We start from the raw sequence: 27,000 nt of genomic DNA, 5'->3' as shown, positions 1-27,000 counted from the left end.
CTCATGACATATACAGAAAGACAAGGCACATACAACTGGTCACCCCTGCGGTGGCCAGTTTTTCTGTGAGATAGACGGAAATCTTCAGCCCTGTCCCCTGGATCATGCTGTAGGTCTGTGCGGACGCGCAGAATCCTCCAAAGGAAGCGAGCGCCATGACCAGCACCCACCTCAGCGGGAAGGACGCCTGCAGGTCCGCCAGCATGGGAACGCCTGCCGTGATCTCCAGAAAGGAAAAGAGACTCACAGACAGGAGCCCTCCGGCCCCGGGAAGCAGGAAGGCCAGCTCCGTAATAACGGAAAAGAGCATGATGTATCCGCCCACCCTGGTGATGGAGTCAAAGCTGTCCATGATACAGGTGTCCAGCACGTCAAAGGAGAAGGGGGCGCTCCTGGATCCGGCAGGACCTTTGAACCTTCCCCGCCGGTCCAGGCCGGGAGCCCATCTCCCCCGGAATATCCGGAAAAAGATACGGCTGCACAGGAGAGGGGAGAGAAAGAGGATAGCCACCGATGGGGCAAACAGGGCCTTCCTTCCGATGTTCTGCATGACCACATAGCTGACAATGAACATTGGGCTTGTGTTGTTGCAAAAAGACAGAAGATAGGCGGCCTCCTCCCGGCATATCTTCCCCTCCCGCAGAAGGTCAGCCGTCACCTTGGCGCCCATGGGATATCCGCAGAGAAATCCCGCAATGACCGCAAATGCCCCGCAGTCCGACACCTTCAGCGCCCTGCCCAGGACGCCTCCCGCCAGCCGGGAAATGCAGTGGACCGCATTTGTCCGCACCATCAGGTTAGCGGCGATCATAAAGGGGAGGAGAGTGGGGAGGACGGTCCGGAACCAGAGCAGGATCCCCTGGCTTGCGCCCTCAAACACAGGGCCCGGAAAGAGGAGCATGACAAAGAAAAGGGCTATGACGGTCAGAGTGAAGAGACGGCGTTTCATGGACAGGCACCTCGTCTTCCAGGGCATGATCTGGTTTATTTTATGGTGCAGCTTGCTTTTTTATGTATTCCGTGACACAATAGAGAAAAACGAATTTACATTCAGATTACACAAAGGAGATAAGACAATGGCAATACTTGACAACCTGGAACCAAAGGCAGTCTTTCATTTTTTTGAGGAGCTGTGCAGTATCCCTCACGGCACATTTGACACAAAGCGGATCAGCGACTACTGCGTCCGCTTCGCAAAGGACCGGGGGCTGGAGGTGATCCAGGATGAGGCAAATAATGTGATCATCCGGAAAAGCGGGACAGAGGGCTATGAGGACAGCGACCCGGTGATCATCCAGGGACATCTGGATATGGTCTGCGACAAGACCGAGGACTCAGACCACGACTTCAAAAAGGACGGGCTGGACCTTTACACAGAGGATGGCTTTGTAAAGGCCAGGAACACGACTCTGGGCGGGGACGACGGGATCGCTGTCGCCATGGCCCTGGCCCTCCTGGACAGCAGGGACATTCCCCATCCGCCCCTGGAGGCCCTCTTTACGACGGACGAGGAGACCGGCATGGGAGGAGCCATGGCCGCGGACCTGACCCTTCTGAAGGGGACAAAGCTCATCAATATCGACTCAGAGGAGGAGGGTTATCTGACCTGCGGATGCGCCGGCGGCGTCACCTGCCGCACTTCCTTTGCACTTGAGTCCCGGCCGGACAAAGGACTCTCAGTAAAGTTGCGGATTTCCGGGCTGAAGGGCGGACACTCCGGGGCGGAGATCCACATGCAGAGGGGCAACGCCCTGAAGCTGATGGGACAGCTCCTCCACAGGCTGGACAGGGACAAAGGGCTGCGCCTTGTAAGCCTTGAGGGTGGAAGCAAGGAGAACGTCATCGCTATGGACTGCACCGCAGTCCTCCTGGCACCTGAAGGCAGCCTGGAGGATATCAAAAAAGAAGCCATGGCCCTGAAGGAGACATGGGACGTGGAATTTATGGGAGACGAGCCGGGACTGAAGGTGACCGTGGAGGAGAACGGAGAGCAGCAGCTTTCCGCCGCCACCCCGGAGCGGACCTCCCAGGTCATTGACTATCTCTATCTCATGCCAAACGGACCCCAGGCCTACAGCCGGGGACTGGCAGGACTTGTGGAGACTTCCCTCAATCCGGGCGTGGCTTCCGCAGAGGGCGGGCTCCTCACTGTCCACACCCTTGTCAGGAGCTCTGTAGACAGCCAGAAACAGGCGCTGGCAGACAGGCTTCGGACCCTGGCAGCTCTGTGTGGCGCAGCTTTTACGACAGACAGCGATTACCCGGGGTGGATGTACAGGGAGCACTCCCCTCTGCGTGATATCATGGTGGATACATACAGGGAGAGGTACGGTGAGGACCCACGGGTCATCACCATCCACGCAGGGCTTGAGTGCGGCCTCTTCCTGGGCAAGCGCCCGGATCTTGACTGTGTTTCCTTCGGCCCTGATATCCCGGATGTCCACTCTGTCCGGGAGAGGCTGGATATCGCCTCCACCGAAAGATGCTACGACTACCTGAAGGCGGTCCTGGCAAAATGCAGGTAGGCAGATACTAAAATAGATCGAGACAGTCATATAGTAATACAAAAAGGAGTTTTGCATTGAGACAGATAAAAGCCGGAAAACTGCTCCTTCTTGTATTACTATTTTCGTTCTTTAGCACTCTGGGAGCCCGCTGTCTGCTGGAGGCAGGGCGGCAGAACACCCTGACAGCAAGGACGGTATCTTCCCCCTCCTACCGGCAGGACTTCTATTCCCCCGAAATGCGCAGGGAACAGGACCTTCTCTCGGAGGAGTGCCGCACCTTCCTGCGGCAGGTGGCGGAGGACAGCGTCTATTTTCCCGTGCCCGCCTCCTCCCTGGACTCCTCCCTCACTGTGTCTTACGTGGACTCCTGGATGTACGAGCGCAGCTACAGGGAGAAGAGCCGCCACGAGGGGACAGATATCATGGCTGCCAGAAATGAGAGAGGGCTCTACCCCATTGTCAGCATATCCGATGGCACCATCACCAACCTTGGCTGGCTGGAGCTGGGCGGCTGGAGGATCGGCATCACATCGCCCCAGGGCGTCTACTACTACTACGCCCACCTGGACTCCTACGCGGACATAGCGGAAGGAGATACTGTGAAGGCGGGCCAGCTGCTGGGCTTTATGGGGGACTCAGGGTACGGCCCGGAGGGGACAAAGGGGGAGTTCGACGTGCACCTCCACCTGGGTATCTACTCCTGGGGCACCGGGGAGGAAATCAGCGTCAATCCCTACTATCTGCTGCGTTCTCTGGAAGACCGGCGGCTGAAATACCAATATTCTTAGCTGGTGTATTCCGCCCATCTGTGTTATACTTTATCAGATGACTACGAGATAAAACGGAGGAAAAACATGAAGCTCCCATCAGAGTTTGAAGAGAAGATGCAGCGCCTTCTTGGCGATGAATTCCCATCCTATATAGCCTGCTACGAAGAGCCCCGGTATTATGGGCTCCGGGTCAACACAAGGAAAATATCCATGGAGGACTTCCGGCGTATCTGCCCCTTTGAGATCCGGCAGGTGCCCTGGATAGAAAACGGCTTTTACTACAACGGGGAGGAGGTGTCCCCGGCCCGGCATCCCTACTATTTTGCCGGCCTTTACTACCTGCAGGAGCCAAGCGCCATGACTCCCGCAAGCCGGCTTCCGGTGGAGCCTGGTGACAGGGTGCTGGACCTGTGCGCGGCTCCCGGTGGAAAGGCCACCGAGCTGGGGGCAAAGCTGCAGGGCAGAGGGCTTTTGGCGGCCAACGACATCAGCAGCTCCCGGGCAAAGGGGCTCTTAAAGAACATCGAGCTCTTCGGCATAGGAAACGTCCTGGTGTCCAGCGAGGAGCCGGGACGCCTGGCAGGATTTTTCCCGGGCTTCTTCGATAAGATCCTCATCGACGCCCCCTGTTCAGGGGAGGGGATGTTCCGCAAGGACAGAAAGATGGTGAAGGCGTGGGAGGAACACGGGCCGGACTTTTTCTCAAAGCTGCAGAAGAATATCATCCTGCAGGCAGCCTCTATGCTGCGGGATGGAGGCATGATGCTCTACTCCACCTGCACCTTTGACCCGTCGGAGAACGAGGAGGTCATCGCCCATCTCCTGCGGGAGCGGCCGGAATTCCACATCTGCCCCATGGAGCCCTACCAGGGCTTCGCCCCGGGCAGACCGGAGTTTGCAGGAGGGTCGGATCCCTCCCTGGCTGACACGGTCCGCATTTTTCCCCACAGGATGCACGGGGAGGGGCACTTCCTGGCTCTCCTTCAGAAGGGGGAGAAGGCCCCGGAAAAAGGCAGGGGAGAGAAGGAGCCGCCAAGGCGCAGGAGCAGAAAGCTGCCTGAGGAGCTGGAAAAGTTTTTAGAGAAACTTAAGATAGATTTAAGTCCGGACAGACTGGATATTCACGGCGAAAGGGTTTATTATATGCCCGAAGGACTTCCTGCTGTCCGGGGAATGCGTTTCCTTCGGACAGGCCTTCTTTTGGGAGAACTCAAGAAAAACCGCTTTGAGCCGAGCCAGGCACTGGCCATGGCACTCTGCCCGGAGGACTTTGACCAGGTCATCAGTCTTCCCTGCAGCGACGAGCGGGTCATCCGCTACCTGAAGGGGGAGACTCTGGATGTGGAGGACCAGGTCCCCACAACGCGGAAGGGCTGGCAGCTCTTCTGTGTGGATGGGTATCCGCTGGGCTGGGGTAAGCTGTCCGGCGGGACACTCAAGAACAAATATCTGCCGGGCTGGAGATGGCAGTCCATATGATGAGACCTATGATGAGATTAGATAAATACCTGGCTGACATGGGCGAGGGCACCCGCCAGGAGGTAAAAAAACAGATTCGCAGAGGGTCTGTCACTGTCAACGGGGAGACCGTCCGTTCCCCGGAACGCAAGGTGTGTGAGGGAGACCTGGTCTGCCTGGAGGGAAGGGAGGTCTCCTATGAGAAGACGGAGTATTTTATGCTCAACAAGCCGGCGGGCGTCGTGTCCGCCACGGAGGACAGAAGGGACCGGACTGTCCTGGACCTGATCGCGGACAGGAAGAGGAAGGACCTTTTTCCTGTGGGGCGCCTTGACAAGGACACGGAGGGGCTTCTCCTCATCACCAACGACGGAGAGCTGTCCCACCGCCTTCTGTCACCCAGACGCCACGTGGACAAAACCTACTACGTGGAGGTGAAGGGCTGCGCGACAGAGGTGACAAAGAGGGCATTCCTGGAGGGAGTGAACATCGGGACAGCGGAAGAGCCTCTTGTCACCATGCCTGCCGATCTGGAGATCCTGGAGGCGGGACAGGACCTGTCCCGGGTCCGCCTCACCATCCGGGAGGGGAAATTCCATCAGGTCAAAAGGATGTTCCAGGCCCAGGACATGGAGGTGCTCTACCTGAAGCGGGAGTCCATGGGGCCCCTGCGGCTGGATGAGAGCCTGGCCCCGGGAGAATACCGCCCCCTTGCCGAGGAAGAGATCAAGAGGTTGAAAGAAGAATGAAACAGGGATTTTTACCGATTTCCAGAAAAGAGATGGAGGACAGAGGCTGGAGCCAGCCGGATTTCGTCTATGTGTCCGGCGACGCCTACGTGGACCACCCCTCCTTTGGCCATGCCATCATCACCAGACTTTTGGAGTCCCTTGGATATAAAGTGTGTATCCTGCCCCAGCCGGACTGGCGGAGGCGGGAGAGCATCATGGAGTTCGGGGAGCCAAGGCTTGCCTTTCTCGTATCAGCGGGGAACATGGACTCCATGGTCAACCATTACACAGTGGCAAAAAAGAGACGCCGCACGGATGCCTTTTCCCCCGGCGGTGTCATGGGGAAACGGCCCGACTACGCCGTGGTGGTGTACTGCAACCTGATCCGCCAGGTGTACAAGCACACCCCTGTCATCGTGGGCGGCATCGAGGCCAGCCTGCGCAGGCTGGCCCACTACGACTACTGGTCTGACACGCTGAAGCGGTCCATCCTGCTGGACTCCGGGGCAGACCTTATCTCCTACGGGATGGGAGAACGGTCCATCGCCGCTGTGGCGGAGGCCCTGGACGCGGGACTTTCCATCCGGGATATCACCTATATTGACGGGACCGTCTGCAAGGTGCGGGACCTTTCCAGCGTATACGACCCGGTAATCCTTCCCTCCTACGAGGAGCTGAAGGAGGACAGGCTGAACTACGCCAGGAGCTTCTACATCCAGTACTGCAACACGGACCCCTTTTCCGGCAGGAGGCTGGTGGAGCCCTACTCGGACCACTGCTTTGTGGTCCAGAACCCGCCCGCAAAGCCTCTGAGCCAGGAGGAGATGGACCAGGTGTACAGCTATCCCTACATGCGCACCTGGCACCCTTCCTACGACGAGGCAGGCGGCATCCCGGCCATCCAGGAGGTGAAGTTCTCCCTTGTGAGCAACAGGGGATGCTTCGGAGGCTGCAGCTTCTGCGCCCTGACTTTTCACCAGGGCCGCATCCTCCAGACAAGGAGCCATGAGTCCCTCCTGGGGGAGGCCCGGCAGATGACAGAGGACCCGGATTTCAAGGGGTATATCCACGACGTGGGAGGCCCCACGGCCAATTTCCGGCAGCCCTCCTGCAAAAAGCAACTCACAAAGGGTGTGTGCAGCAAAAAGCAGTGTCTCTTTCCAGAGCCATGCAAGAACCTGGAGGTGAGCCACAAGGATTACGTAAGATTATTACGGAAACTCAGAGAGGTGCCCGGGGTGAAGAAGGTGTTCATCCGCTCCGGCATCCGCTTTGACTATGTGATGGCGGACAGGGACGACACCTTCCTGCGGGAGCTGTGCCAGTACCACGTCAGCGGCCAGCTCAAGGTAGCGCCGGAGCACATCGCCGACCCGGTACTCCGGAGGATGGGAAAGCCCGAAAACAGCGTGTACCAGGCCTTTGTGAAGAAATACGAGATCATCAACCGGCAGATAGGGAAAAAGCAGTACCTTGTCCCCTACCTGATGTCCTCCCACCCGGGCTCCACCCTGAAGGAGGCCATCGCCCTGGCAGAGTACCTGCGGGACCTGGGAATCATGCCGGAGCAGGTCCAGGATTTTTATCCCACCCCCTCCACCATCTCCAGCTGCATGTACTACACAGGCGTGGACCCGAGGGACATGGGAAAGGTCTATGTGCCGAAAAATCCTCATGAGAAGGCCATGCAGAGGGCCCTCATCCAGTTCAGGGACCCGCGGAACTACGACCTGGTCCTGGAAGCGCTGAAGCGGGAGGGAAGAATGGACCTGGTGGGATTTGACAGGAAATGCCTGATCCGGCCAGGGAAGCCAAAGGAAAAGGATGAGAGCGCGGGCAGAAGCAGGAAGCAGTCCGCCCCGGCCGGCCAGGGGGAGAGAAGAGCCGGAAAAAGGGGAAAGAAAAAGACCATCCGCAATATACATAGAAAGAAGGCCTGACATCATAAAACAGGACACTTTGAGACAAGAAAACAGTATAGATAATTGATAAAGAAGGGATTTATATGAAAACAGCAATCGTGACAGGCGCCTCCTCCGGTCTCGGGAGAGAGTTCGCCAGACAGATACCGAAGTTTTACCGCAGCCTGGATGAGATATGGCTCATCGCGCGCAGCAGCGACAAGCTGGAGCGCCTGGGGGAGGAGCTGACAAGGGAGACCGGCATCTACTGCCGCATCTATGACAGCGACCTCACAAGAGACTACGTTTACTATCACCTGCAGCGGGACCTGGAGGCGCTCAGGCCGGATATCCGGATGCTCGTCAACGCCGCCGGCATAGGCTGCACCGCCCCTGTGATACAGGCGGACCCGGATACCCTGACCGGAATGATCCAGCTGAACTGCATGGCCCTGACCCATCTGACCAGCCTGTGCATCCCCTACATGAACCGGGGAAGCCGCATCGTTAACCTGGCCTCTGCGGCCGCTTTCGCACCCCAGCCCGGGTCCGCGGTCTACGGAGCCACGAAGTCCTACGTGCTCAGCTTCAGCAGGGCCCTTGGCCGGGAGCTGGCAGACAGGATGATCTTTGTCACCGCCGTCTGCCCCGGACCTGTGGAGACGGACTTTTTCCGCACGGCCGGAGAGCCGGCGGGGAAGGCCAGGCAGAAGCTCATGGCCCAGCCCGGGAAAGTAGTCCACAGGGCTCTGGCGGACGTGCGCAGGCGCCGCAGCGTCTCGGTCTACGGAGCGGCCATGAAGGGTGTCAGGACTGCCGCGAAGCTCGCCCCGGACCGATTGACCGACTGGTTTATGGACAAAATGAATACAAGGAGTCTGACTTAAGATGAAAATAGAAAAAGGAACACCTGGCTATCTGAATGCCAGAAAAATACGGCTTTTACTGCTCGCTCTCCTGGAGTTCGCCATAGTGATCGCCCTCCTTGTGCTGGGCTATGTGCAGACCGGCACAAGGCTGAACCTTCTCACCGTGGTGGCCATTGTTGGCTGTCTGCCCGCCTGCAAGGTGCTGGTGGGGCTTATCACCCTTCTCCCCTACAGGACTGCGGACCAGGACAAGGCTTCCGAAATCCGGGAAAAGGCTCCCCTCCTCACCACTGCCTTCGACCTGGTCATCACCAGCCGGGAGAAGATCATGCCTGTGGAGGCAGTGGTCATCTCCGGGAATACTGTATGCGGCTATGCCCCCAGCAGGAAGACTGTGCCAGAGGAGGCAGCCCGGCACATAAAGAACATCCTGGAGGAGAACCGCCTGTCTAAGATCACGGTGAAGATATTCCCTGATTACAAGCCCTTCCTGACAAGGGCTGAGGGGCTGAACAGCATTGCCCAGGTGGAGCAGAGCGAAGGCAGCAGAAGAGAGAAGCAGATCCGCCAGATCCTTCTCAATATTTCCATGTAGGGAAAGGAACGTATGAGGGAAATAAAGATAGAAGAGAACGAGGCAGGGCAGCGCCTCGATAAATTTCTTGCCAAATACATGAAAAAAGCTCCCAGGAGCTTTTTCTACAAGATGATGCGGAAAAAGAACATCGTCCTCAACGGCAAAAAAGCCTTGGGAAATGAGAAGCTGTCCCGGGGGGATGTGGTGCGCCTCTTTCTCTCGGATGAGACCATCGACAGCTTCTCGGACGGGCCGTCGCCCGCCCGTGAGCTGACGGCCGCCGCATCCGGAAAAGAGGACGGCTTTCGGCTGTCCGACAGAAATATCGTCTATGAGGATGACCACATCCTTCTTATAAACAAACCTGCCGGCATCCTGTCCCAGAGGGCGGACAGCAGGGAGCTGTCCATGACCGAGTATGTCATCCGGTACCTGCTGGAGACAGGGCAGCTCTCCGAGGAGGAGCTGCGCACTTTCCGGCCTTCTGTCTGCAACCGGCTGGACAGGAACACGAGCGGTCTCATCGCTGCCGGGAAGAGCCTTGCAGGGCTCCAGGAGCTGAGCCGCCTCTTTAAGGACCGGAGCCTGAAAAAGTATTATCTGTGCCTGGTAAGCGGGCACGTGGAGGAGTCCCTGAGGATACGGGGGTGGCTGCGAAAGGACAGCCGGACGAACAAAGTCGCTGTTTACAGAGAAAAAAGCGGTCCGGAAGACCTGTTCATCGAGACAGAGTACCGGCCGGTATCACTCTGCAGGGAGGCCACCCTCCTGGAGGTACACCTGGTGACCGGCCGCACCCACCAGATCCGGGCCCACCTGGCAGGGACCGGCCATCCAATCATCGGGGATTACAAGTACGGGGACAGGAGAGTCAATGACCGCTTCAAAAAGGCCTACGGCCTGAAAAGCCAGCTCCTCCACGCCCGCCGCATGGTCTTTCCGGAGCTGACGGGTCCCCTTTCCCATCTGTCCGGGAAAGCCTTTGAGGCGCCTCTCCCGGAACCCTTTTCCAGGATACTGAAGGAGGAAGGATAGCAATGGCGACATGGAACACAAGAGGGCTGAGGGGCTCAGAGCTGGAGGATATCATCAACAGGACCAACGAGCGGTATGCGGAAAAAAATATCGCCCTGATCCAGAAGATACCCACCCCCATCACTCCGGTGCGGATGGACAAGGAGCACCGCCAGATCACACTGGCCTACTTTGAACAGCGCAGTACAGTGGACTACATCGGCGTCGTGCAGGGAATCCCGGTGTGCTTTGACGCGAAGGAGTGCGCGGAGGCCACCTTCCCCATCCAGAATATCCATGAGCACCAGGCCGTGTTCATGGAGAGCTTCGAGCGTCAGGGAGGCGTATCCTTTCTCCTCATCTATTTCAGCAGTGAGAGCAGGGCCTACTACATGCGGTTTGAGGAGCTGTTGAAGTTCTGGAACCGGTCCCGGGAGGGAGGGCGCAAGAGCTTCCGCACCGACGAGCTGGACCCACGCTTTTTTCTGGATATGAAGGCGAACGTCTACCTGCCCTATCTTGACCTTATGAACCTGGACCTCTCCCTGAGGGACCAACTTGACAATACATAAAAAAGTGCGTATAATTTCAAAAGAGTTTTAGTGTTTTAGCACAGTAAAGTGCAAGGAGGATTTTCATGAAACAGCTGCTACATACACCGGAGGGAGTCCGTGATATATACAACGTGGAGTGCGGCAAGAAGCTTTCCCTGGAGAGCAGGCTGCACAAGGTACTGCAGCTCTACGGCTATCACGACATCCAGACACCTACTTTCGAGTATTTTGATGTCTTCCGCAAAGAGATTGGCACAACCCCCTCGAGGGAGCTCTACAAGTTCTTTGACAAGGAGGGCAACACCCTTGTGCTCAGGCCGGATATCACCCCGTCGGTCGCCCGCGCGGCGGCCACCCTCTTCGGGGACGAGGACCTGCCCATCCGCCTCTGCTACACAGGGAACACCTTTGTCAACCACTCCAGCTATCAGGGGCGGATGCGGGAGAACACCCAGATGGGGGCGGAGCTGATCGGCGTGGACACGGTGGAGGCTGACGCCGAGATGCTGGCCATGGTCGTGGACTGCCTGTCCTCCATCGGTCTGCGAGAATTCCAGGTCAGCGTGGGGAACGTAGATTTCTTCCAGAGCCTCATTGAGGATGCCTCCCTTGACCCGGAGTCAGAGATGCGGGTGCGGGAGCTCATTAATAACAGGAATTATTTTGGCGTGGAGGAATATCTGGACAGCATCCAGGTGAGAAGGAGCGCAAAAGAGGCGCTCTCCGGGCTGGGTGACCTGTTCGGTGGCGTGGAGGTCCTGGCCCAGGCCCGGAACATCGCTCCCAACTCCAAGGCCATCATGGCTCTGCGGCGGCTGGAGCAGATTTACGATATACTGACGATATACGGGGCAGAAAAATACATCAGCTTTGACCTGAGCATGAGCGGCACCTACGGTTACTACACGGGCATCATCTTCCGGGGCTATACCTTCGGGACAGGGGATGCCATCGTGAAGGGCGGACGGTACGACCACCTTCTGGAAAAATTTGGAAAGGAGTCCCCGTCCATCGGATTTGCCCTTGTCATTGATGAGCTGATGAAAGCGCTCACGAGACAGCATGTGCGCATCACCTACTCCAGAAAGAACACACTCATCCTCTATGACAGGGGGATGGAGAAATCTGCCATTGAGCTGGCAAAGGAATTCCGGGACAAATTCAAGAATGCGGAGCTTCTTTGCCGTGAGCCCGGCAAGACGCTGGATGACTATAAAAGATACGGAAAAGACTACTATGCCGGAAGCCTGATATATATCCAGGCAGACAGACAGATCCTGATGATCAACCTTGTCACAGGAGAGGAGAAGGTCGTAGGCAGTAAGGAACAGGAGCAGTAATTATGAGATATCTGACATTTGCCCTGGGTAAGGGCAGGCTTGCGAAGCATACACTGGAGCTTTTTGAAAAGATCGGCATCACCTGCGAGGAGATGAAAGACGAGAGCTCCAGAAAACTCATTTTCACAAACGAGGAGCTGAAGCTCCGGTTTTTCCTGTCAAAGGGGCCCGATGTGCCCACCTACGTGGAGTACGGGGCGGCGGACATCGGGATCGTCGGCAGGGACACTATCCTGGAGGAGGGGCGCAAGGTCCACGAGGTCATGGACCTGGGCTACGGCGCCTGCCGGATGTGCGTCTGCGGTCCGAAGAAGGCGGCCCCCCTGCTGGACCACCACGAACTCATCCGGGTGGCCACAAAATACCCCAATATCGCCAAGGATTATTTCTATAACACAAAGCACCAGACCGTGGAGATCATCAAGCTTAACGGCTCCATCGAACTTGCGCCTATCGTGGGCCTTTCAGAGGTGATCGTGGACATCGTGGAGACAGGCTCCACCCTCCGCGAAAACGGCCTGACCGTGCTGGAGGAGGTGTGCCCCATCTCCGCCAGGATGATCGTAAATCCTGTCAGCATGCGGATGGAGAGCGACAGGATAAGAGACCTCATCACCCGCCTGCGGACGGTGATATAAAGACAGATTAGAAGGAAGGATCGTGCATATGAGGATACAGAAGCTGGACAGCCACACAAGGAGGAATCTGCTGGAGGACCTGCTGAAGAGGAGCCCGAACCAGTACGGCTCCTACGAGGAGGGTGTGGCCCGCATCCTGGAGGATGTGAAGACCAAGGGCGACGCAGCCCTGTTTGAGTACACTGCGAAATTCGACCATGCGGATATCCATGAGCAGAACATCCGCGTGACAGAAGAGGAGATCAGAGAGGCCTACGAGCTGGCCGGTGAGGAGCTCGTCTCCATCATCCGCAAGGCCCTCGTCAACATACGGAGCTACCATGAGAAGCAGCGCCAGTACAGCTGGTTTGACAGCAGGCCGGACGGCACCATCCTCGGCCAGAAGGTCACAGCCCTGCAGAGAGTGGGCGTCTATGTGCCCGGCGGGAAGGCCGCCTATCCCTCCTCCGTGCTGATGAACATTGTGCCTGCAAAGGTGGCGGGAGTGGAGGAGATCGTCATGGTGACCCCACCCGGCAAAGACGGAAGAGTCAATCCAAACACCCTGGTGGCCGCCAACGAGGCGGGGGCAGATGTGATCTACAAGGTGGGCGGGGCCCAGGCTGTAGGCGCTCTGGCCTATGGGACCAGGTGCATTCCCAAGGTGGACAAGATCGTGGGACCGGGAAACATTTACGTGGCCCTGGCGAAAAAGGCTGTCTACGGCCACGTCAGCATTGACGCTATCGCAGGCCCCAGTGAGATACTTGTCATTGCCGATGACAGTGCCAACCCAAGATATGTGGCGGCGGACCTCCTGTCCCAGGCTGAACACGACGAGCTGGCCAGCGCCATCCTCGTCACCACCAGCGAGGAGCTTGCGCGGCAGGTCTCCAGGGAGGTGGACGGATTCCTTAAGGAGCTCTCCAGGAGCGACATCATACAGAAGTCCCTGGACAACTACGGCTATATCCTTGTGACAGAAAGTATGGACGAGGCCATCGACATTGCCAATGAGATCGCCTCAGAGCACCTGGAGATACAGACACGGAACCCCTACGACGTGATGACAAAGATCCGCAACGCGGGCGCCATTTTTATAGGCGAGTACGCAAGCGAGCCCCTGGGAGACTACTTTGCGGGCCCCAACCACGTGCTCCCCACCAACGGCACAGCCCGGTTTTTCTCGCCTCTGTCAGTGGATGATTTTATCAAGAAATCCAGCATCATCGGTTACTCAAGGGAGGCGCTTGAAAAAATACACACGGATATTGAGGCATTTGCGCGGGCTGAGCACCTGACGGCACATGCCAATTCCATCAAAGTCCGTTTTGAAGACAAGGAGGCGTAACAGGAGACATGGACAGAAAAGCAGCTATCAGAAGAACGACGAAAGAGACAGACATAGAAGTGTCCCTCTGCCTGGACGGGACCGGAAAGACAGACATACAGACCGGCATCGGTTTCCTTGACCACATGCTGGACGGCTTCGCCCGCCACGGGCTCTTTGACCTGACTGTAAAGGCCGCGGGTGACCTGGACGTGGACTGCCACCACACGGTGGAGGACACCGGCATTGTCCTTGGCAGCGCCATCCTGGAGGCCCTCGGAGGAAAGGAAGGCATCAAAAGGTACGGCAGCTTCCTGCTTCCCATGGACGAGACCCTCATCCTGTGCGCCATCGATTTGTCCGGCCGTCCCTATCTGAACTATGACGCCGCCTTTACCTCAGAGCGCATCGGAGACCTGGACACAGAGATGGTGCGGGAATTTTTCTACGCTGTCTCCTACAGTGCCAGGATGAACCTGCACCTGAAGGTGCTGGACGGCGTAAACAACCACCATATCGCCGAGGCCCTCTTCAAGGGCTTTGGCAGGGCCCTGGATATGGCTGTATCGGCAGAGCCCCGCATTGAGGGAGCCTGGACCACAAAGGGCACATTATAGGAAAGGAAGAGGGAAGAGAAATGAGTTATAAAAGACTGATACCCTGTATCTTTATCGACTCCGGCAAGGCAGTTCGCTGGTTCGACGACCACACGGTACTGAGCGACGATGTCATTTCCCTTGCCAGATATTACAGCGAGCACGGAGCGGACGAGCTCCTTGTATTTGACCTGTCAGACTCTGATGAGGACCATGACGAGGCCATTGACCTTATGAAGAAGATCAACCGTGTCATCCATATTCCCATGGTGGCGGGAGGCAATGTAAAGCGGCAGGAGGATATAAAGAAGATCCTCTACACAGGCGCCAAGCGGGCCATGCTGAATTTCTCAAAGGCGGACAACCAGAAGCTCATTGAGGACGTGTCAAAACGATTCGGGAAAGAAAAGATTGCCGTTTCCCTGAACGATTTTGACGCCCTCTTCAAGCATCAGCACCTCATCAACGAGTACGCCAGCGAGCTTGTGTTCATGCACCGTCTGGACCTGAACTCCGTGATAAACGTGACTGATATTCCCTGCGTGGTCGTGACCGATACCATGGAGGAGAAGGAGCTCTTCAAGATCCTGAAGTGCTCCGGTGTGCGCGGCCTGTCAGGCAAGTATGTGAGCCAGACTGACATGGATTTTGCGGACTTCAAGGAAAAATGCGAGGAGGAGCAGATCCAGATGACCTCCTTCGAGAGCATGATGGATTTCTCTGAATTCAAGACAGACGACAGAGGGCTTATCCCGGTCATCGTACAGCACTATAAGACCCAGGAGGTGCTGATGCTGGCCTATATGAACGAGGAGGCCTTTGACCAGACCATCAAGACCGGCCGGATGACCTACTACAGCAGGAGCCGGCAGTGTCTCTGGGTAAAGGGAGAGACGAGCGGCCACTTCCAGTATGTCCATTCCCTGACGATCGACTGTGACAAGGATACACTCCTGGCCAAGGTAGACCAGGTGGGGGCCGCCTGCCACACCGGCAATCCGACCTGCTTTTTCCAGCCCCTGGTAGGGTCGGATTACGACGAGACCAATCCTCTCCAGGTATTTGAGAGCGTCTACAGCACCATCGTGGACAGAAGGGACCACCCCAAGGAGGGCTCCTACACAAACTACCTCTTCGAGAAGGGCATTGACAAGATACTCAAGAAGGTGGGGGAGGAGGCCACGGAGATCATCATCGCGGCCAAGAATCCAAACCCGGAGGAGGTCAAGTACGAGATGGCTGATTTCCTCTATCACGCTATGGTCCTCATGGTAGAGAGGGGTGTCAGCTGGGAGGACATCGTAAAGGAGCTGGCAGACAGATAGACAAAAAAAGAAATCCTCATGGAGCGGCTGCTCCACGAGGATTTCTTTTTGACTCTGTCTGTTTTCTGAGCGGTCAGGGCATCTGGATGGGCGCTGCCTTTTCCTTTGCCTGCCCGATATGCTCCAGCAGCCTGTCCAGCTTCTCCTCCATGCTCTCCATCTCCTCTCTGCCCACATTGTAATTGAGGAAGAGGTTTTCGAGTGCCTCCGCAAATTCAGCGCCTTTTTTTGAAATCTCGATAAACTTGACAAAATTACTGCTGCGCTCTGCATTGCGGAACTTGGAAAGGTCCTTCTCGATAAATTCAGCGATCTCCGCCGTGTTGGCGTATTTCCCCTGGACCATGGCATAGGGGCGCATCCTCTGAAGGAAATATTTGTCCCCCCGGGTGATGTTGAATACATAGGACACGAGAAGTCCGCCCTCCAGCTTAAAGTCGACAATGTACATATTGCTGTTTACAAATGTGATATTCGAGGCGCCCATCTGTCTGAGCTGCCAGTCGATGATATCTCCGCTTACTGTGTTCTTGTTCATATGAGCCTCTCCTTCCTTTTGTCCGGCCGAACGCTTATGCAAAACGGAGCAGCAGGTAGACCATGCTGATCACGATGGAGATAAGCATCAGCGGAAATCCTACTTTCGTGTACTGCATGAAGGTGATCGGATACCCGTTCTTTGCGCTGACCCCTGCCAGGACTACATTGGCGCTGGCACCGATGAGGGTACCGTTTCCTCCCAGGCAGGCGCCCAGAGAGAGAGCCCACCACAGCGGGGCCACATCCACGCCGCTGCTCTCCATTGTGAGTATCAGCGGAATGAGGGTCGCCACAAACGGAATGTTGTCCAGAAAGGACGAGATGATGGCCGATACCCACAGGATGATGATGATACCCAGAGCCTGATTGTCTCCGACAAAGCTGATCATCACCTCCGCCATGGAAGAGATGACGCCGGATTTCTGCAGTCCGCCTACGACTACAAAGAGCCCGATGAAGAAGAGTATCGTGGACCACTCTACGCCGAGGATGATCTCCTCCGCATCCTGCTTTCCGAAAACGAGCATAAAGCCGGCGGCAAAGAGAGCTACCGTGGCGGACTCGACCTGGAGCTGTGAGTGGAACACAAAACCGATCACTACAACTACAGTCATTATAACACTTTTTATCAGCAGTGGCTTATCTTTAATGGAACGGTCCTCATCCAGCTCCATGACCTTCTGCATATTTTCCCTCACCACGCTGATGCGGCTCCTGTACATGAAATAGTAGATGAGAACGGTGACCGCCATGATGATGACGATGACACTTCCCGTATTTATCACGAAGTCCATAAAGCTCAGGCCCGCCGCACTTCCGATCATGATGTTGGGCGGGTCACCGATGAGGGTGGCAGTACCGCCGATATTGGACGCCATGATCTGGGACAGAAGATAAGGTATGGGATTGACCTCCAGCATCTGCGTGATGGCAATGGTCATAGGGCCTATCAGGAGCACCGTCGTCACGTTGTCCAGAAAGGCGGACAGCAGCGCCGTGATGACGGCAAAGACCACCATGATGGCCATGGGCCTGCCCTTTGTCAGCTTCGCTGCCTTGATGGCTACATACTCAAACAGGCCGGAATTCTTGACAACAGCCACAAAGAGCATCATTCCGACCAGCACGCCGATCGTGTTGATATCCACATAGGACGTGGCCTCGTCAATGGACAGCACGTGGAAGAGCAGGAGAACGACAGCTCCGGCCATCGCGGCCACCGAGCGGTGCACTTTTTCAGATATGATCGCAGCCATGACAAAAAGAAAGACAAGGACTGAGATCACTGCCTCTGTATTCATCTTTTGTTACCTCCTAGTAAATGTTCAGAGAATATCTTACACTCATTTTTCTTTTTTGTAAATATAATTTGTGTATATTTTTTGTCGTTGTCAAACATTTAACGTAATTGTTTTTATATTATCATTTTTGTGTAAATCCTTGCATTTTTCAGCCGCAGTGCTATAATAATTTACATGGAAGCATAGCTCAGCCGGGATGAGCGTTCGCCTCACACGCGAGAGGTCATGGGTTCGATCCCCATTGCTTCCATTTTTTTTGGCTTAAATACGGGCTTTGTGGCACTTTTGAGATGATACAAGTGCGTGACAGATCAAAAACAGTCATTATCCCCGTCCCTTCTGCATACATATAGAATGATCCGTAATGCGGAAGGAAAGAAGAGCAGATGCAGATGGATAGAAGTGATACCGAAAAGAGAAGACGGCAGCTCCTTGCCCAGACAAGAAGTCTGTACAGCGAAAGGAACTCTGCCCCGGCTGTCCATCCAAGATACCGCAGTGCCTACAACAGCATTTACGGAGACAGGGAGGACGAAGAACCTGCCAGCACCTTCGGCCTCCGCGTGGTTTTCTGCTGCCTGCTCTTTATCGGCTTTGTCATGATGGACAATTATGACCTCAAAGTGGCGGATGTCAGCAGCAGCCAGATCACGGAGGCTGTGAAGGACGGGGCGGACGTGCAGGCCGTATGGCAGGAGCTCCAGAGCTTTGCCGGCCAGGAGGATGCTCCGTAACGGAGCGCCTCCCCCAGAGGGACTAGATAAAGAGCTCGTTCCCCTTGCGGACAGAGCAGATCTCTTTCAGGCCCGCGGCAAGTCCGGCCACCTTCTGTGTCCCGCCTGTGGGGCTGAAAACAATCTGTAAAATCTCCATAAAACATTCCTCCTTTGATCCAGATGCCCTCTGCACAGTAAAGGGTACTGTAATCGATTATATAGACGCGGGCGGTGCGGTGTCAACTTTGCGCTGCCTGTTCCTGAGGCGGATCATATATGGCGGATCATGGACGGGCATGGAGGGAATCGGAAAAATATAGCTCATTGCAGAGGCCATTAAGGAGACAACTACTATCTTTCCCTCCCGTTTTTCAGGAAACGGGAGGCTTTTTATTTACAGATCATAAATAAAATTTGAAAATCTTTCCGTAATACGTTAAACTACTAATGTTTACAAGGTACAGCAGACCTTTATGAAAGCACAGGAAACAGGAGTATATATGAGAAAATTAGCGTTAGATGATGAAATATTATTGAAGATCGAAAAACCTGCCCGCTACATAGGCGGGGAGGTGAACTCGGTGATGAAGGACAGGGATGAGATAGATATCCGTTTCGCCATGTGTTTCCCGGATGTGTACGAAATCGGGATGTCCCATCTGGGTATACAGATCCTCTACGACATGTTCAACCGGATGGAGGGCGTGTGGTGCGAGCGGGTATACTCCCCGTGGACGGACCTGGACGCTGTCATGAGAGAGGAGCACATCCCTCTTTTTGCCCTGGAGTCCCAGGACCCCATAAAGGACTTTGATTTCCTGGGCGTCACCATCCAGTATGAGATGTGCTACACAAACATCCTGCAGGTGCTGGACCTCTCCGGCATCCCCCTTCTTTCATCCGAAAGAGGGGAGGACTGCCCCATCGTCATCGGAGGCGGCCCCTGCGCCTACAACCCGGAGCCTCTGGCGGACTTTTTTGACCTGTTCTATATCGGTGAGGGGGAGACCGTCTACCGGGAGCTTCTGGATGTCTACCGCAGGAACAGAAGAGAGGGCGGCACCCGCAGAGACTTCCTTGTAAGGGCGGCCCGGATCGAGGGGATCTACGTCCCCTCCCTCTACTCCGCCACATACAAGGAGGACGGCACCATCGCCTCCTTTGAGCCCACAGAGCCGGGAGTGCCCGCCGTGGTCAGAAAGCAGGTGGTCATGGACATGTCAAAGACCACCTACCCGGAACGGCCTATTGTCCCCTTCATCAAGGTGACTCAGGACCGGGTGGTGCTGGAGATCCAGAGAGGATGCATCCGGGGCTGCCGCTTCTGCCAGGCCGGCATGCTGTACCGGCCCACCAGAGAGAGGGACGTGGAGACCCTGAAGGAGTACGCCCGCCTCATGCTGGAAAATACCGGCCACGAGGAGATTTCCCTGAGTTCCCTGAGCTCCAGCGACTACAGCCAGCTGGAGGAGCTGGTCAATTTCCTCATCGACGAATGCAGTGCAAAAGGCATCAATATCTCCCTTCCCTCCCTGCGTATTGACGCCTTCTCCCTGGATGTCATGAGTAAGGTCCAGGACGTGAAGAAGAGCAGCCTGACCTTTGCCCCTGAGGCGGGCTCCCAGCGGATGCGTGACGTGATCAACAAGGGACTGACGGAGGAGGATATCCTGACCGGCGCCGGGCAGGCATTTGAAGGCGGCTGGAACAAAGTGAAGCTCTACTTCATGCTGGGACTTCCCACGGAAGAGAAAGAGGACATGGAGGCCATCGCCGTCCTGGCGGACAAGGTGGCCCGGCGGTACTACGAAATCCCCAAGGACCGGCGCAACGGGAAGTGCCAGATCACAGCCAGCTCCTCCTTCTTTATTCCCAAGCCCTTTACCCCCTTCCAGTGGGCACGCATGTACAGCAACGAGGAGTATATCGCGAGGGCTGCCATCGTAAAGCATGCATTCCAGGATCAGCTCAACAGAAAAAGCCTTAAGTACAACTGGCACGATGCGGAAGTCACCGTACTGGAGGGCGTGCTGGCAAGGGGCGACAGGAGAGTGGGCCATGCCATACTGGAAGCCTACAGGTCCGGCTGTATCTACGACGCCTGGAGCGAGAATTTTGACTATGAAAAGTGGCTGGAGGCCTTTGAAAAGACAGGCGTGGACATAGCATTTTATAATGAGAGGGAGAGAGGCGCGGACGAGATCTTCCCCTGGGACTTTATCGATATCGGCGTGACAAAGCAGTTCCTGCGAAGAGAGTGGGAGAGAGCCATGAAGGGCGAAGTCACACCGAACTGCCGGCAGCAGTGTTCCGGCTGCGGCGTAGCAAAATGGAAAGGAGGGGTCTGCATTGAAGGTAAGAATTAAATTCCGCAAGTACGGCATCCTGCGTTTCATCGGCCATCTCGATGTCATGCGCTACTTCCAGAAGGCCATGAGAAGGGCCTGCATCCCCATCGCCTTCACAGGCGGCTACAGCCCCCATATGATCATGTCCTTTGCCCAGCCCCTTGGCATCGGCCTGACAAGCGACGGGGAATATATGGACATCGAGCTGACAGAGTCCATCCCCTCAGACAGAGCGGTGGAAGCCTTGAATGCAGTCATGACAGAGGGCATGGAGGTCGTCAGCTTCCGGCAGATCAGCGATGACAAAAAAAGCAGCGGCATGACCATTGTGGCCGCCGCAGACTATCTTGTCACAGTCAGGGGCACGGACACGGTTGCCGCATTCTGGCGGGAAAAGCTGGAAGACTTCCTTGCGCAGCCCTCTGTACTTGTGATGAAAAAGACAAAACGCAGCGAGAAGGAAATGGACATACGTCCGCTGATCTACCAGGCTGCCGTCACGGAGAACGGGCTTTTCTTAAAACTGGCTGCCGGAAGCGCGGACAACCTGAAGCCGGACCTGGTGATGGATGCCTTCTACGACTGGGCGGGCATGTCCCGGGAACCTCTTCATTTCCACCGACTTGAACTGTTCGCCCGGACAGAGGACGGCTTTATCACTCTGGAGGACGCAGGACACGCCATCCGGTAGAGCTTCCGGCCTTCCGCCGCGCTCTGCCGGAAACAGGCGTTGCACAATCGCCTGCCAGGGTGGTATGATAGAACAGGAATGAAGGAGAGAACCATGAGCAAAAAAGAATTAAAGACCAACGCCATGCGCATCCTGGACCGTGCCGGCGTCCCCTACACGTACCAGACCTACGAGTGCGGGGAGTTCACGGACGGGATCCACGTGGCAGATCAGCTCGGCCTGCCCCATGAGCAGGTCTACAAGACTCTCGTGACTGTGGGAAAGACAGGCGCACATTACGTGTTCGTCATCCCCATTGCAGAGGAGATTGATTTTAAAAAGGCCGCCAGGGCCGTGGGTGAGAAATCCGTGGAGCTCCTCCACTTAAAGGACCTGACAAAGGTGACCGGATACGTCCGGGGCGGCTGTACATCCATCGGCATGAAAAAGCAGTTCCCGACTGTGATCCAGGAGGATGCGGAAGAACTGGACTACATCTATATAAGCGGCGGGAAGCTGGGCATGCAGCTCCGTCTTTCCCCTCAGGACCTGCAAAGGGTAACAGGAGCCTCCTTTGGGGATGTCACGGCAAAGGAGGAGGCATAATGAGAGACCGATCAGCTTTTATGGAGGAGGACACGCAGGCCGTCATCTTTGACCTGGGCAACGTGCTCCTCGGATATGACTGGAAGCCCTACCTTTCCTCCCTTGGATATGACGAGGAGACAACGGAGCTCCTGGCTGATGCTGTTTTCCGCAGTGAGGACTGGGAGAGGGGAGACAAGGGGGGCATCACCTCACAGGAATGGGAGCAGCTTTTTGTTGATAACGCTCCCGACTACGAGGCACAGATCCGCAGGGTGTACAGCGGGATAGAACACACCATCTTCCCCCTCCCCTACACAGACAGACTGGTGCGCTTTCTGAAAAGCCAGGGACTGAAGCTCTACTACCTGTCCAACTATTCTGAGCACCTGCATCAGAAGACCAGGCAGTATATGGGATTTCTGGAGGAGTTTGACGGGGGCATCTTTTCCTACGAGGTGCGCTGCATCAAGCCTGAGGAGAAGATTTACCGCCTTCTTCTTGAAAAATACGACATCGTCCCGGAGAGGGCTGTCTTTTTTGACGACAGGCGGGTCAATACAGAGGCGGCATCCCGCCTGGGTATCAGGAGCGTGGTATTTGAGCCGGACATGGCCTATCACATACTGGACAGATAGGTGACGCCGGATACAGAAGCATACGATTACGGAGGATTGACAGATGAAAAAAGTAGTAAAATTCGGCGGGAGCTCCCTGGCGAGCGCGGCACAGTTCAAGAAAGCAGGCCACATCATTCGCCAGGATGAGTCCCGCAGATACGTGGTCCCCTCAGCGCCGGGCAAGCGCCATCCGAAGGACACAAAGGTGACAGACATGCTTTACAGCTGCTATCTCCTTGCCCTGCGCGAGGAGGACGAGGAGGAGCAGTTCGAGAAGCTTATCCAGGACATCAAGGCAAGGTATGACGAGATCATCCTCGGCCTGGACCTGTCGCTGGACCTGACAGCGGAGTTCCAGGTCATCCGCGAGAACTTCACACGCAAGATCGGCAGAGATTACGCTGCCTCCAGGGGGGAATACCTGAACGGCATCGTCATGGCGGAGTACCTGGGCTGCGAATTTATCGACGCTGCCGACGTCATCTTCTTCCAGGAGTCCGGCGACCTTGACACAGAAAAGACAGGACGGGTCCTCTCCGAGCGGCTGGCCGGCTGTGAGCGGGCGGTCATCCCGGGATTTTACGGTTCTCTTCCCGACGGAAGGATCAAGACCTTCTCAAGGGGCGGCTCCGATATCACGGGCTCTATTGTCGCACGGGCGGTGCACGCCGACATGTACGAGAACTGGACGGATGTGTCCGGCTTTCTCGTGGCGGACCCCCGGGTCGTGAAGAACCCAAAGGCCATCGATGTCATCACATACAGGGAGCTGAGGGAGCTGTCCTACATGGGCGCCTCGGTCCTCCACGAGGACGCCATCTTCCCGGTACGCAAGGAGGGTATCCCCATCAATATCCGCAACACGAATGCCCCCGAGGACAAGGGCACGCTGATCGTGGAGGCCACCTGCAGAACGCCCCGGTTTACCATCACCGGCATTGCCGGGAAAAGGGATTTCGCCTCCATCACAGTGGAAAAGGCCATGATGAACTCCCAGGTTGGCTTCTGCCACAAGGTGCTGGGCGTATTTGCGGACAATCATATCTCGATCGAGCACATGCCCTCCGGCATTGACACCATGACTATCTTTGTCCATCAGGACGAGTTTGAGGAAAAGGAGCAGGAGGTCATCGCAGGCATCCACAGGGCCGTGGAGCCGGATTTCGTGGAGCTTGAGTCCGACCTGGCCCTGATCGCTGTTGTGGGAAGGGGCATGCGGGCCACGAGGGGAACCTCTGGCCGGATTTTTTCCGCCCTGGCCCACGCCAATGTCAATGTAAAAATGATCGACCAGGGCTCCAGTGAGCTGAACATCATCATCGGCGTGCGAAATCACGATTTTGAGGCCGCTGTCCGGGCCATATACGATATTTTTGTCACAACACAGATTTAAGAATACACAAGGAGTGTTAAAGGATAAAATGAAACACGCAAGCAGCAACATTCTGTTTTTCCTTAAGCCGAAGGCGGAGACTGCCTACATATATGATTACCACACAGTCCGGCAGGCTCTGGAGATCATGGAGTACCACAAGTACTCCTCCATTCCCATCCTGAGCCGGGACGGGAAGTATGTGGGCTCCATCACAGAGGGAGACCTTCTGTGGGGGCTGAAAAAGCTGGACCTGTTCAACCTCAAGGAGGCCGAGAACATCAGCATCATGAAGGTGGACCGCCGTCTGGACTACCAGTGCGTGACAGCCAAGTCCAAGATGGAGGACCTGATCGGGAGAGCCATGGAGCAGAATTTTGTTCCCGTAGTAGACGACCAGGAAAACTTTATCGGTATCATCACCCGGAAGGATATTATCGGCTACTGTTACAATGAGCTCAAAAAGATGGAGGCGAAATGCAGTGATTGATTTCCACACACATATTTTCCCGGAGAAGATCGCGGACAGGACCCTGGCCTTCCTTGCGTCCAGATGCCATATCGACCCCTTTACGAACGGGACGGCCCCCGGGCTGACGGCTTCCACAAGGGAGGCAGGACTGGAGCTGTCCGTCGTCCTCCCCGTAGTGACAAAGCCGTCCCAGTTTGACTCCATCAACCGCTTTGCGCTCCAGATGCAGGACCCGGAGGACGGACTCCTCTCCTTTGGAGGCATCCACCCGGACAACGGGGACTACAAAGAAAAGCTGCGCTATATCAGGGCTGCAGGTATGAAGGGCATAAAGCTCCACCCGGACTACCAGGGCGTTATGATCGATGACATCCGGTATAAGCGCATCATCAGCTACGCCACCGAGCTGGGGCTGCTCATCAGCGTCCATGCAGGGTTTGACCCGGGCTACCCGGACTGCGTCCACTGTCCGCCAAGGCTGGCGAGGGACATGATACATGATGTACAGCCCGACAGGCTGATCCTGGCCCACATGGGCGGCTACAGGAGATGGGACGAGGTGGAAGAGTACCTGGTGGGAGAGCCTGTCTGGTTCGACACAGCCGCTGTCCTGGGGGAAATCCCTGATGACCAGTTCGTCCGCATTGTCAGGCGCCAGGGTGCGGACCGCATCCTCTTTGGCACCGACTCTCCCTGGGCGGGGCAGAAGGAGTACGTCCGGTATCTGAGAGACCTTCCTCTCACAGAGGAGGAAAAGCTGAAGATCCTCCGCCTCAACGCCCTGGACCTTCTCGGGCTGTCCGGGGAGCAGCAGAAGGAGCCGGAAGACAGGCAGAGTCTCTGATGGAAAACAGATATTGTATTTTATAAAAAAAGTACGTATAATTATAAATTATGGTATGGCACAGGCCAATCTGCCTTTTGACCACAACATCGCAGTATTAAAGAAAAGTGAGGTAAAAGTATATGAGCAGTCTCATGACACCAGAGGGATATACGTCTCCTCTCACCATACGCGAGACAGAAGTCGCGATCAAAGAAGTAAAGGATTTTTTTGAGAGAGCCCTTGCGAAATCCCTTCATCTGACCCGGGTCTCAGCACCCCTTTTTGTAAAGCCCTCCACAGGGCTCAACGACAACCTGAACGGCGTGGAGCGCCCTGTATCCTTTGGCATTAAAGAGCAGGATGACGATGTGGCCGAGATCGTACACTCCCTTGCCAAATGGAAGCGCTACGCCCTGAAAAGGTACGGCTTCCACTCCGGCGAAGGCCTCTACACAGATATGAATGCTATCCGCCGGGACGAGGACACAGACAACATCCACTCCATCTATGTGGACCAGTGGGACTGGGAGAAGGTCATCTCAAAGGAGGAGCGCAACACAGAGACGCTCCAGTACACGGTGCGCAAGGTGTATGAGGCCCTGAAGGAGACCGAGCAGTATATTTCCAGGCGGTACAATTACATAGACCCCATCCTGCCCGAGGAGATCACCTTCATCACCTCCCAGGAGCTGGAGGACCTGTATCCCGGCATGACCGCTAAGGAGCGGGAGAGAGCCTTCGCCAAAGAGAAGAAGGCCATCTTTGTATCCCAGATCGGAAAGGTGCTTGCCTCCGGCGAAAAGCATGACGGCCGCGCGCCGGACTACGATGACTGGGAGCTGAACGGAGACATCATCGTCTACTATCCCGTGCTTGACATTGCCCTGGAGCTCTCCTCCATGGGTGTGAGAGTAGACGAGGAAGCGCTGCGCCGTCAGCTTGCGGAGGCAGGCTGCGAGGAGAGAGCAGGACTTCCCTTCCAGAAGTCCCTTCTTGCCGGAGAGCTTCCCTACACGATCGGCGGCGGCATCGGTCAGTCCCGCATCTGCATGTTCTGCCTGCGCAAGGCACACATCGGCGAGGTCCAGTCCTCACTGTGGCCGGATGATACCATGGAGGCCGCGGAGGAGGCAGGTATCCATCTTCTGTAGAAAAATCATTTATTTTTGGGAAAAATCATTGATTTTCCCATTCCTTTATGCTAGACTATACTAGTGTGCCGCACAGCGAGGTTCTATAAGTGCGCTCCGAACCGGAGAGCCGCCGAAGCTGGCGAGTAATGATAATAGGAGGTGCCATATGTACGCAATCATAGCAACAGGTGGTAAACAGTACAAAGTAGCAGAAGGCGATATCATTAAAGTAGAAAAACTTGGTGTGGAAGCTGGAGAGACTTATACATTTGACCAGGTGCTTGCAGTGAGCGATAATGGACTTAAGGTCGGAAATCCTACTGTAGAAGGCGCGACTGTTGAGGCTTCCGTTGTAGAGAACGGAAAGGCCAAGAAGGTCATCGTTTACAAGTATAAGAGAAAAACTGGGTATCATAAGAAAAACGGTCACAGACAGCAGTACACAGCAGTTAAGATCGAGAAGATCAACGCGTAAGTATCCGGTGACAGCCTTATGATCCGGGTGACGATTTATCAGAACGAAAAGAAGGAATGTGCAGGGTTTCTGGCAAAGGGACATGCAGGCTTCAGCGAGGCCGGACAGGATATTGTCTGCGCTGCAGCGTCCGTGCTGATGATCAACACAGTGAACGCGATCGAAGCCTTCACGGACGAGAAGACATCCCTTGTATCCGACGATATGGAGGGGCTCATTGATTTCCGTCTTGTGGAGCACCCCGGCAGAGAGGCCGCACTTCTGTTGAAGGCCATGATCCTCGGGCTTGAGGAGATGGCAGAGGACAGCAACTATTCGGAATACATTCAGGTAAGATTTGAGGAGGTGTAACG

28 protein-coding genes and 1 tRNA gene are annotated in these 27,000 nt (G+C 55.8%); 26 read left to right on the top strand and 3 right to left on the bottom strand.

Translation table 11 applies throughout. The features are described from left to right. Window position 1 precedes the first annotated feature (1 nt). On the bottom strand, window positions 2-976 hold the full coding sequence (locus B5E62_RS07290) for a transporter (RefSeq protein ID WP_242957772.1): 975 nt from the start codon (window positions 974-976) through the stop codon (window positions 2-4). A 100-nt stretch (window positions 977-1,076) separates the two neighbouring features. Here B5E62_RS07290 and B5E62_RS07285 point away from each other — a divergent pair, with 100 nt between their 5' ends. The 14 genes from B5E62_RS07285 to hisIE all read left to right on the top strand — a co-directional run bounded on the left by B5E62_RS07285 (window position 1,077) and on the right by hisIE (window position 15,589). After that, window positions 1,077-2,525, top strand: coding sequence for an aminoacyl-histidine dipeptidase (locus B5E62_RS07285; protein ID WP_087174021.1), 1,449 nt, complete (start codon window positions 1,077-1,079; stop codon window positions 2,523-2,525). Window positions 2,526-2,581: 56 nt separating this feature from the next. Beyond that, complete coding sequence (locus B5E62_RS07280) at window positions 2,582-3,295, top strand: M23 family metallopeptidase (RefSeq protein ID WP_164488603.1); 714 nt, start codon at window positions 2,582-2,584, stop codon at window positions 3,293-3,295. A 66-nt stretch (window positions 3,296-3,361) separates the two neighbouring features. Further along, a complete protein-coding gene (locus B5E62_RS07275; RefSeq protein WP_087173961.1) occupies window positions 3,362-4,756 on the top strand; it encodes an RsmF rRNA methyltransferase first C-terminal domain-containing protein in 1,395 nt (464 codons plus the stop codon). A gap of 8 nt (window positions 4,757-4,764) precedes the next feature. Further along, window positions 4,765-5,484 carry a pseudouridine synthase gene (locus B5E62_RS07270; RefSeq protein ID WP_206414308.1) on the top strand — a complete coding sequence of 240 codons (720 nt, stop codon included), beginning with the start codon at window positions 4,765-4,767 and terminating at the stop codon, window positions 5,482-5,484. After that, window positions 5,481-7,406, top strand: a complete 1,926-nt coding sequence (locus tag B5E62_RS07265; RefSeq protein ID WP_087173959.1) for a YgiQ family radical SAM protein — start codon at window positions 5,481-5,483, stop codon at window positions 7,404-7,406. The genes B5E62_RS07270 and B5E62_RS07265 overlap by 4 nt, the downstream gene beginning before the upstream one ends. Window positions 7,407-7,471: 65 nt before the next feature. Continuing rightward, window positions 7,472-8,254 carry an SDR family NAD(P)-dependent oxidoreductase gene (locus B5E62_RS07260; RefSeq protein WP_087173958.1) on the top strand — a complete coding sequence of 261 codons (783 nt, stop codon included), beginning with the start codon at window positions 7,472-7,474 and terminating at the stop codon, window positions 8,252-8,254. 1 nt (window position 8,255) lies between these two features. Then, on the top strand, window positions 8,256-8,831 hold the full coding sequence (locus tag B5E62_RS07255; protein ID WP_087173957.1) for a hypothetical protein: 576 nt from the start codon (window positions 8,256-8,258) through the stop codon (window positions 8,829-8,831). A gap of 12 nt (window positions 8,832-8,843) precedes the next feature. After that, a complete protein-coding gene (locus B5E62_RS07250; protein ID WP_087173956.1) occupies window positions 8,844-9,848 on the top strand; it encodes an RluA family pseudouridine synthase in 1,005 nt (334 codons plus the stop codon). 2 nt (window positions 9,849-9,850) lie between these two features. After that, a complete protein-coding gene (locus B5E62_RS07245) occupies window positions 9,851-10,399 on the top strand; it encodes a Holliday junction resolvase RecU (protein WP_087173955.1) in 549 nt (182 codons plus the stop codon). 65 nt (window positions 10,400-10,464) lie between these two features. Next, on the top strand, window positions 10,465-11,721 hold the full coding sequence (gene hisZ / locus B5E62_RS07240) for an ATP phosphoribosyltransferase regulatory subunit (protein WP_087173954.1): 1,257 nt from the start codon (window positions 10,465-10,467) through the stop codon (window positions 11,719-11,721). 2 nt (window positions 11,722-11,723) lie between these two features. Next, window positions 11,724-12,359, top strand: a complete 636-nt coding sequence (gene hisG / locus B5E62_RS07235; RefSeq protein ID WP_087173953.1) for an ATP phosphoribosyltransferase — start codon at window positions 11,724-11,726, stop codon at window positions 12,357-12,359. 28 nt (window positions 12,360-12,387) lie between these two features. Then, window positions 12,388-13,689, top strand: a complete 1,302-nt coding sequence (gene hisD, locus B5E62_RS07230) for a histidinol dehydrogenase (RefSeq protein WP_087173952.1) — start codon at window positions 12,388-12,390, stop codon at window positions 13,687-13,689. Between the two features lie 8 nt (window positions 13,690-13,697). After that, window positions 13,698-14,285, top strand: coding sequence for an imidazoleglycerol-phosphate dehydratase HisB (gene hisB / locus B5E62_RS07225; protein ID WP_087173951.1), 588 nt, complete (start codon window positions 13,698-13,700; stop codon window positions 14,283-14,285). A 20-nt stretch (window positions 14,286-14,305) separates the two neighbouring features. Beyond that, a complete protein-coding gene (hisIE, locus tag B5E62_RS07220; RefSeq protein WP_087173950.1) occupies window positions 14,306-15,589 on the top strand; it encodes a bifunctional phosphoribosyl-AMP cyclohydrolase/phosphoribosyl-ATP diphosphatase HisIE in 1,284 nt (427 codons plus the stop codon). A gap of 73 nt (window positions 15,590-15,662) precedes the next feature. Here the strand turns inward: hisIE and B5E62_RS07215 are convergent, their stop codons facing one another. After that, window positions 15,663-16,127 carry a hypothetical protein gene (locus B5E62_RS07215; protein ID WP_087173949.1) on the bottom strand — a complete coding sequence of 155 codons (465 nt, stop codon included), beginning with the start codon at window positions 16,125-16,127 and terminating at the stop codon, window positions 15,663-15,665. A gap of 34 nt (window positions 16,128-16,161) precedes the next feature. Then, window positions 16,162-17,430 (bottom strand): SLC13 family permease, encoded by a 1,269-nt coding sequence (locus B5E62_RS07210; protein ID WP_087173948.1) that lies wholly within the window; start codon window positions 17,428-17,430, stop codon window positions 16,162-16,164. A gap of 176 nt (window positions 17,431-17,606) precedes the next feature. Here B5E62_RS07210 and B5E62_RS07205 point away from each other — a divergent pair. The 12 genes from B5E62_RS07205 to B5E62_RS07150 all read left to right on the top strand — a co-directional run bounded on the left by B5E62_RS07205 (window position 17,607) and on the right by B5E62_RS07150 (window position 26,998). Beyond that, a tRNA-Val gene (locus tag B5E62_RS07205) sits at window positions 17,607-17,680 on the top strand. A 142-nt stretch (window positions 17,681-17,822) separates the two neighbouring features. Continuing rightward, window positions 17,823-18,164 (top strand): hypothetical protein, encoded by a 342-nt coding sequence (locus tag B5E62_RS07200; RefSeq protein WP_206414307.1) that lies wholly within the window; start codon window positions 17,823-17,825, stop codon window positions 18,162-18,164. A gap of 482 nt (window positions 18,165-18,646) precedes the next feature. Then, window positions 18,647-20,512, top strand: coding sequence for a TIGR03960 family B12-binding radical SAM protein (locus B5E62_RS07195; protein ID WP_087174019.1), 1,866 nt, complete (start codon window positions 18,647-18,649; stop codon window positions 20,510-20,512). Continuing rightward, complete coding sequence (locus B5E62_RS07190) at window positions 20,496-21,185, top strand: TIGR03936 family radical SAM-associated protein (protein ID WP_087173947.1); 690 nt, start codon at window positions 20,496-20,498, stop codon at window positions 21,183-21,185. Before B5E62_RS07195 ends, B5E62_RS07190 begins: the two co-directional genes overlap by 17 nt. A 93-nt stretch (window positions 21,186-21,278) precedes the next feature. Further along, window positions 21,279-21,770 (top strand): Cys-tRNA(Pro) deacylase, encoded by a 492-nt coding sequence (gene ybaK / locus B5E62_RS07185; protein WP_087173946.1) that lies wholly within the window; start codon window positions 21,279-21,281, stop codon window positions 21,768-21,770. Next, complete coding sequence (locus B5E62_RS07180) at window positions 21,770-22,387, top strand: HAD family hydrolase (RefSeq protein ID WP_242957770.1); 618 nt, start codon at window positions 21,770-21,772, stop codon at window positions 22,385-22,387. Before ybaK ends, B5E62_RS07180 begins: the two co-directional genes overlap by 1 nt. Before the next feature lie 43 nt (window positions 22,388-22,430). Continuing rightward, complete coding sequence (locus tag B5E62_RS07175; RefSeq protein ID WP_087173945.1) at window positions 22,431-23,762, top strand: aspartate kinase; 1,332 nt, start codon at window positions 22,431-22,433, stop codon at window positions 23,760-23,762. A gap of 28 nt (window positions 23,763-23,790) precedes the next feature. Beyond that, window positions 23,791-24,231: a CBS domain-containing protein gene (locus B5E62_RS07170; RefSeq protein WP_087173944.1), complete on the top strand. Its 441-nt coding sequence runs from the start codon at window positions 23,791-23,793 to the stop codon at window positions 24,229-24,231. Further along, window positions 24,224-25,057, top strand: a complete 834-nt coding sequence (locus tag B5E62_RS07165; protein WP_242957768.1) for an amidohydrolase family protein — start codon at window positions 24,224-24,226, stop codon at window positions 25,055-25,057. Before B5E62_RS07170 ends, B5E62_RS07165 begins: the two co-directional genes overlap by 8 nt. A gap of 122 nt (window positions 25,058-25,179) precedes the next feature. Further along, a complete protein-coding gene (asnA, locus tag B5E62_RS07160) occupies window positions 25,180-26,190 on the top strand; it encodes an aspartate--ammonia ligase (RefSeq protein WP_087173942.1) in 1,011 nt (336 codons plus the stop codon). A 148-nt stretch (window positions 26,191-26,338) separates the two neighbouring features. Beyond that, entirely contained in the window at window positions 26,339-26,647 is a 309-nt protein-coding gene (gene rplU / locus B5E62_RS07155) for a 50S ribosomal protein L21 (RefSeq protein WP_033125258.1), read from the top strand. Between the two features lie 18 nt (window positions 26,648-26,665). After that, a complete protein-coding gene (locus B5E62_RS07150; protein ID WP_087173941.1) occupies window positions 26,666-26,998 on the top strand; it encodes a ribosomal-processing cysteine protease Prp in 333 nt (110 codons plus the stop codon). Window positions 26,999-27,000: the final 2 nt, after the last annotated feature.

Source organism: Lachnoclostridium sp. An118 (genome assembly GCF_002160985.1).
Classification (GTDB): Bacteria; Bacillota; Clostridia; order Lachnospirales; family Lachnospiraceae; genus Claveliimonas; species Claveliimonas stercoravium.
This window is presented reverse-complemented; position numbering and strand designations above follow the sequence as displayed.

Bases quoted from the DNA above. Each gene is read 5' to 3' on its own strand.
- B5E62_RS07290 (WP_242957772.1), bottom strand. From the start codon at position 976: ATGCCCTGGAAGACGAGGTGCCTGTCCATGAAACGCCGTCTCTTCACT.
- B5E62_RS07285 (WP_087174021.1), top strand. From the start codon at position 1,077: ATGGCAATACTTGACAACCTGGAACCAAAGGCAGTCTTTCATTTTTTT.
- B5E62_RS07275 (WP_087173961.1), top strand. From the start codon at position 3,362: ATGAAGCTCCCATCAGAGTTTGAAGAGAAGATGCAGCGCCTTCTTGGC.
- B5E62_RS07270 (WP_206414308.1), top strand. From the start codon at position 4,765: ATGATGAGATTAGATAAATACCTGGCTGACATGGGCGAGGGCACCCGC.
- B5E62_RS07265 (WP_087173959.1), top strand. From the start codon at position 5,481: ATGAAACAGGGATTTTTACCGATTTCCAGAAAAGAGATGGAGGACAGA.
- B5E62_RS07260 (WP_087173958.1), top strand. From the start codon at position 7,472: ATGAAAACAGCAATCGTGACAGGCGCCTCCTCCGGTCTCGGGAGAGAG.
- B5E62_RS07255 (WP_087173957.1), top strand. From the start codon at position 8,256: ATGAAAATAGAAAAAGGAACACCTGGCTATCTGAATGCCAGAAAAATA.
- B5E62_RS07250 (WP_087173956.1), top strand. From the start codon at position 8,844: ATGAGGGAAATAAAGATAGAAGAGAACGAGGCAGGGCAGCGCCTCGAT.
- B5E62_RS07245 (WP_087173955.1), top strand. From the start codon at position 9,851: ATGGCGACATGGAACACAAGAGGGCTGAGGGGCTCAGAGCTGGAGGAT.
- hisZ (WP_087173954.1), top strand. From the start codon at position 10,465: ATGAAACAGCTGCTACATACACCGGAGGGAGTCCGTGATATATACAAC.
- hisG (WP_087173953.1), top strand. From the start codon at position 11,724: ATGAGATATCTGACATTTGCCCTGGGTAAGGGCAGGCTTGCGAAGCAT.
- hisD (WP_087173952.1), top strand. From the start codon at position 12,388: ATGAGGATACAGAAGCTGGACAGCCACACAAGGAGGAATCTGCTGGAG.
- hisB (WP_087173951.1), top strand. From the start codon at position 13,698: ATGGACAGAAAAGCAGCTATCAGAAGAACGACGAAAGAGACAGACATA.
- hisIE (WP_087173950.1), top strand. From the start codon at position 14,306: ATGAGTTATAAAAGACTGATACCCTGTATCTTTATCGACTCCGGCAAG.
- B5E62_RS07215 (WP_087173949.1), bottom strand. From the start codon at position 16,127: ATGAACAAGAACACAGTAAGCGGAGATATCATCGACTGGCAGCTCAGA.
- B5E62_RS07210 (WP_087173948.1), bottom strand. From the start codon at position 17,430: ATGAATACAGAGGCAGTGATCTCAGTCCTTGTCTTTCTTTTTGTCATG.
- B5E62_RS07200 (WP_206414307.1), top strand. From the start codon at position 17,823: ATGGATAGAAGTGATACCGAAAAGAGAAGACGGCAGCTCCTTGCCCAG.
- B5E62_RS07195 (WP_087174019.1), top strand. From the start codon at position 18,647: ATGAGAAAATTAGCGTTAGATGATGAAATATTATTGAAGATCGAAAAA.
- ybaK (WP_087173946.1), top strand. From the start codon at position 21,279: ATGAGCAAAAAAGAATTAAAGACCAACGCCATGCGCATCCTGGACCGT.
- B5E62_RS07180 (WP_242957770.1), top strand. From the start codon at position 21,770: ATGAGAGACCGATCAGCTTTTATGGAGGAGGACACGCAGGCCGTCATC.
- B5E62_RS07175 (WP_087173945.1), top strand. From the start codon at position 22,431: ATGAAAAAAGTAGTAAAATTCGGCGGGAGCTCCCTGGCGAGCGCGGCA.
- B5E62_RS07170 (WP_087173944.1), top strand. From the start codon at position 23,791: ATGAAACACGCAAGCAGCAACATTCTGTTTTTCCTTAAGCCGAAGGCG.
- asnA (WP_087173942.1), top strand. From the start codon at position 25,180: ATGAGCAGTCTCATGACACCAGAGGGATATACGTCTCCTCTCACCATA.
- rplU (WP_033125258.1), top strand. From the start codon at position 26,339: ATGTACGCAATCATAGCAACAGGTGGTAAACAGTACAAAGTAGCAGAA.
- B5E62_RS07150 (WP_087173941.1), top strand. From the start codon at position 26,666: ATGATCCGGGTGACGATTTATCAGAACGAAAAGAAGGAATGTGCAGGG.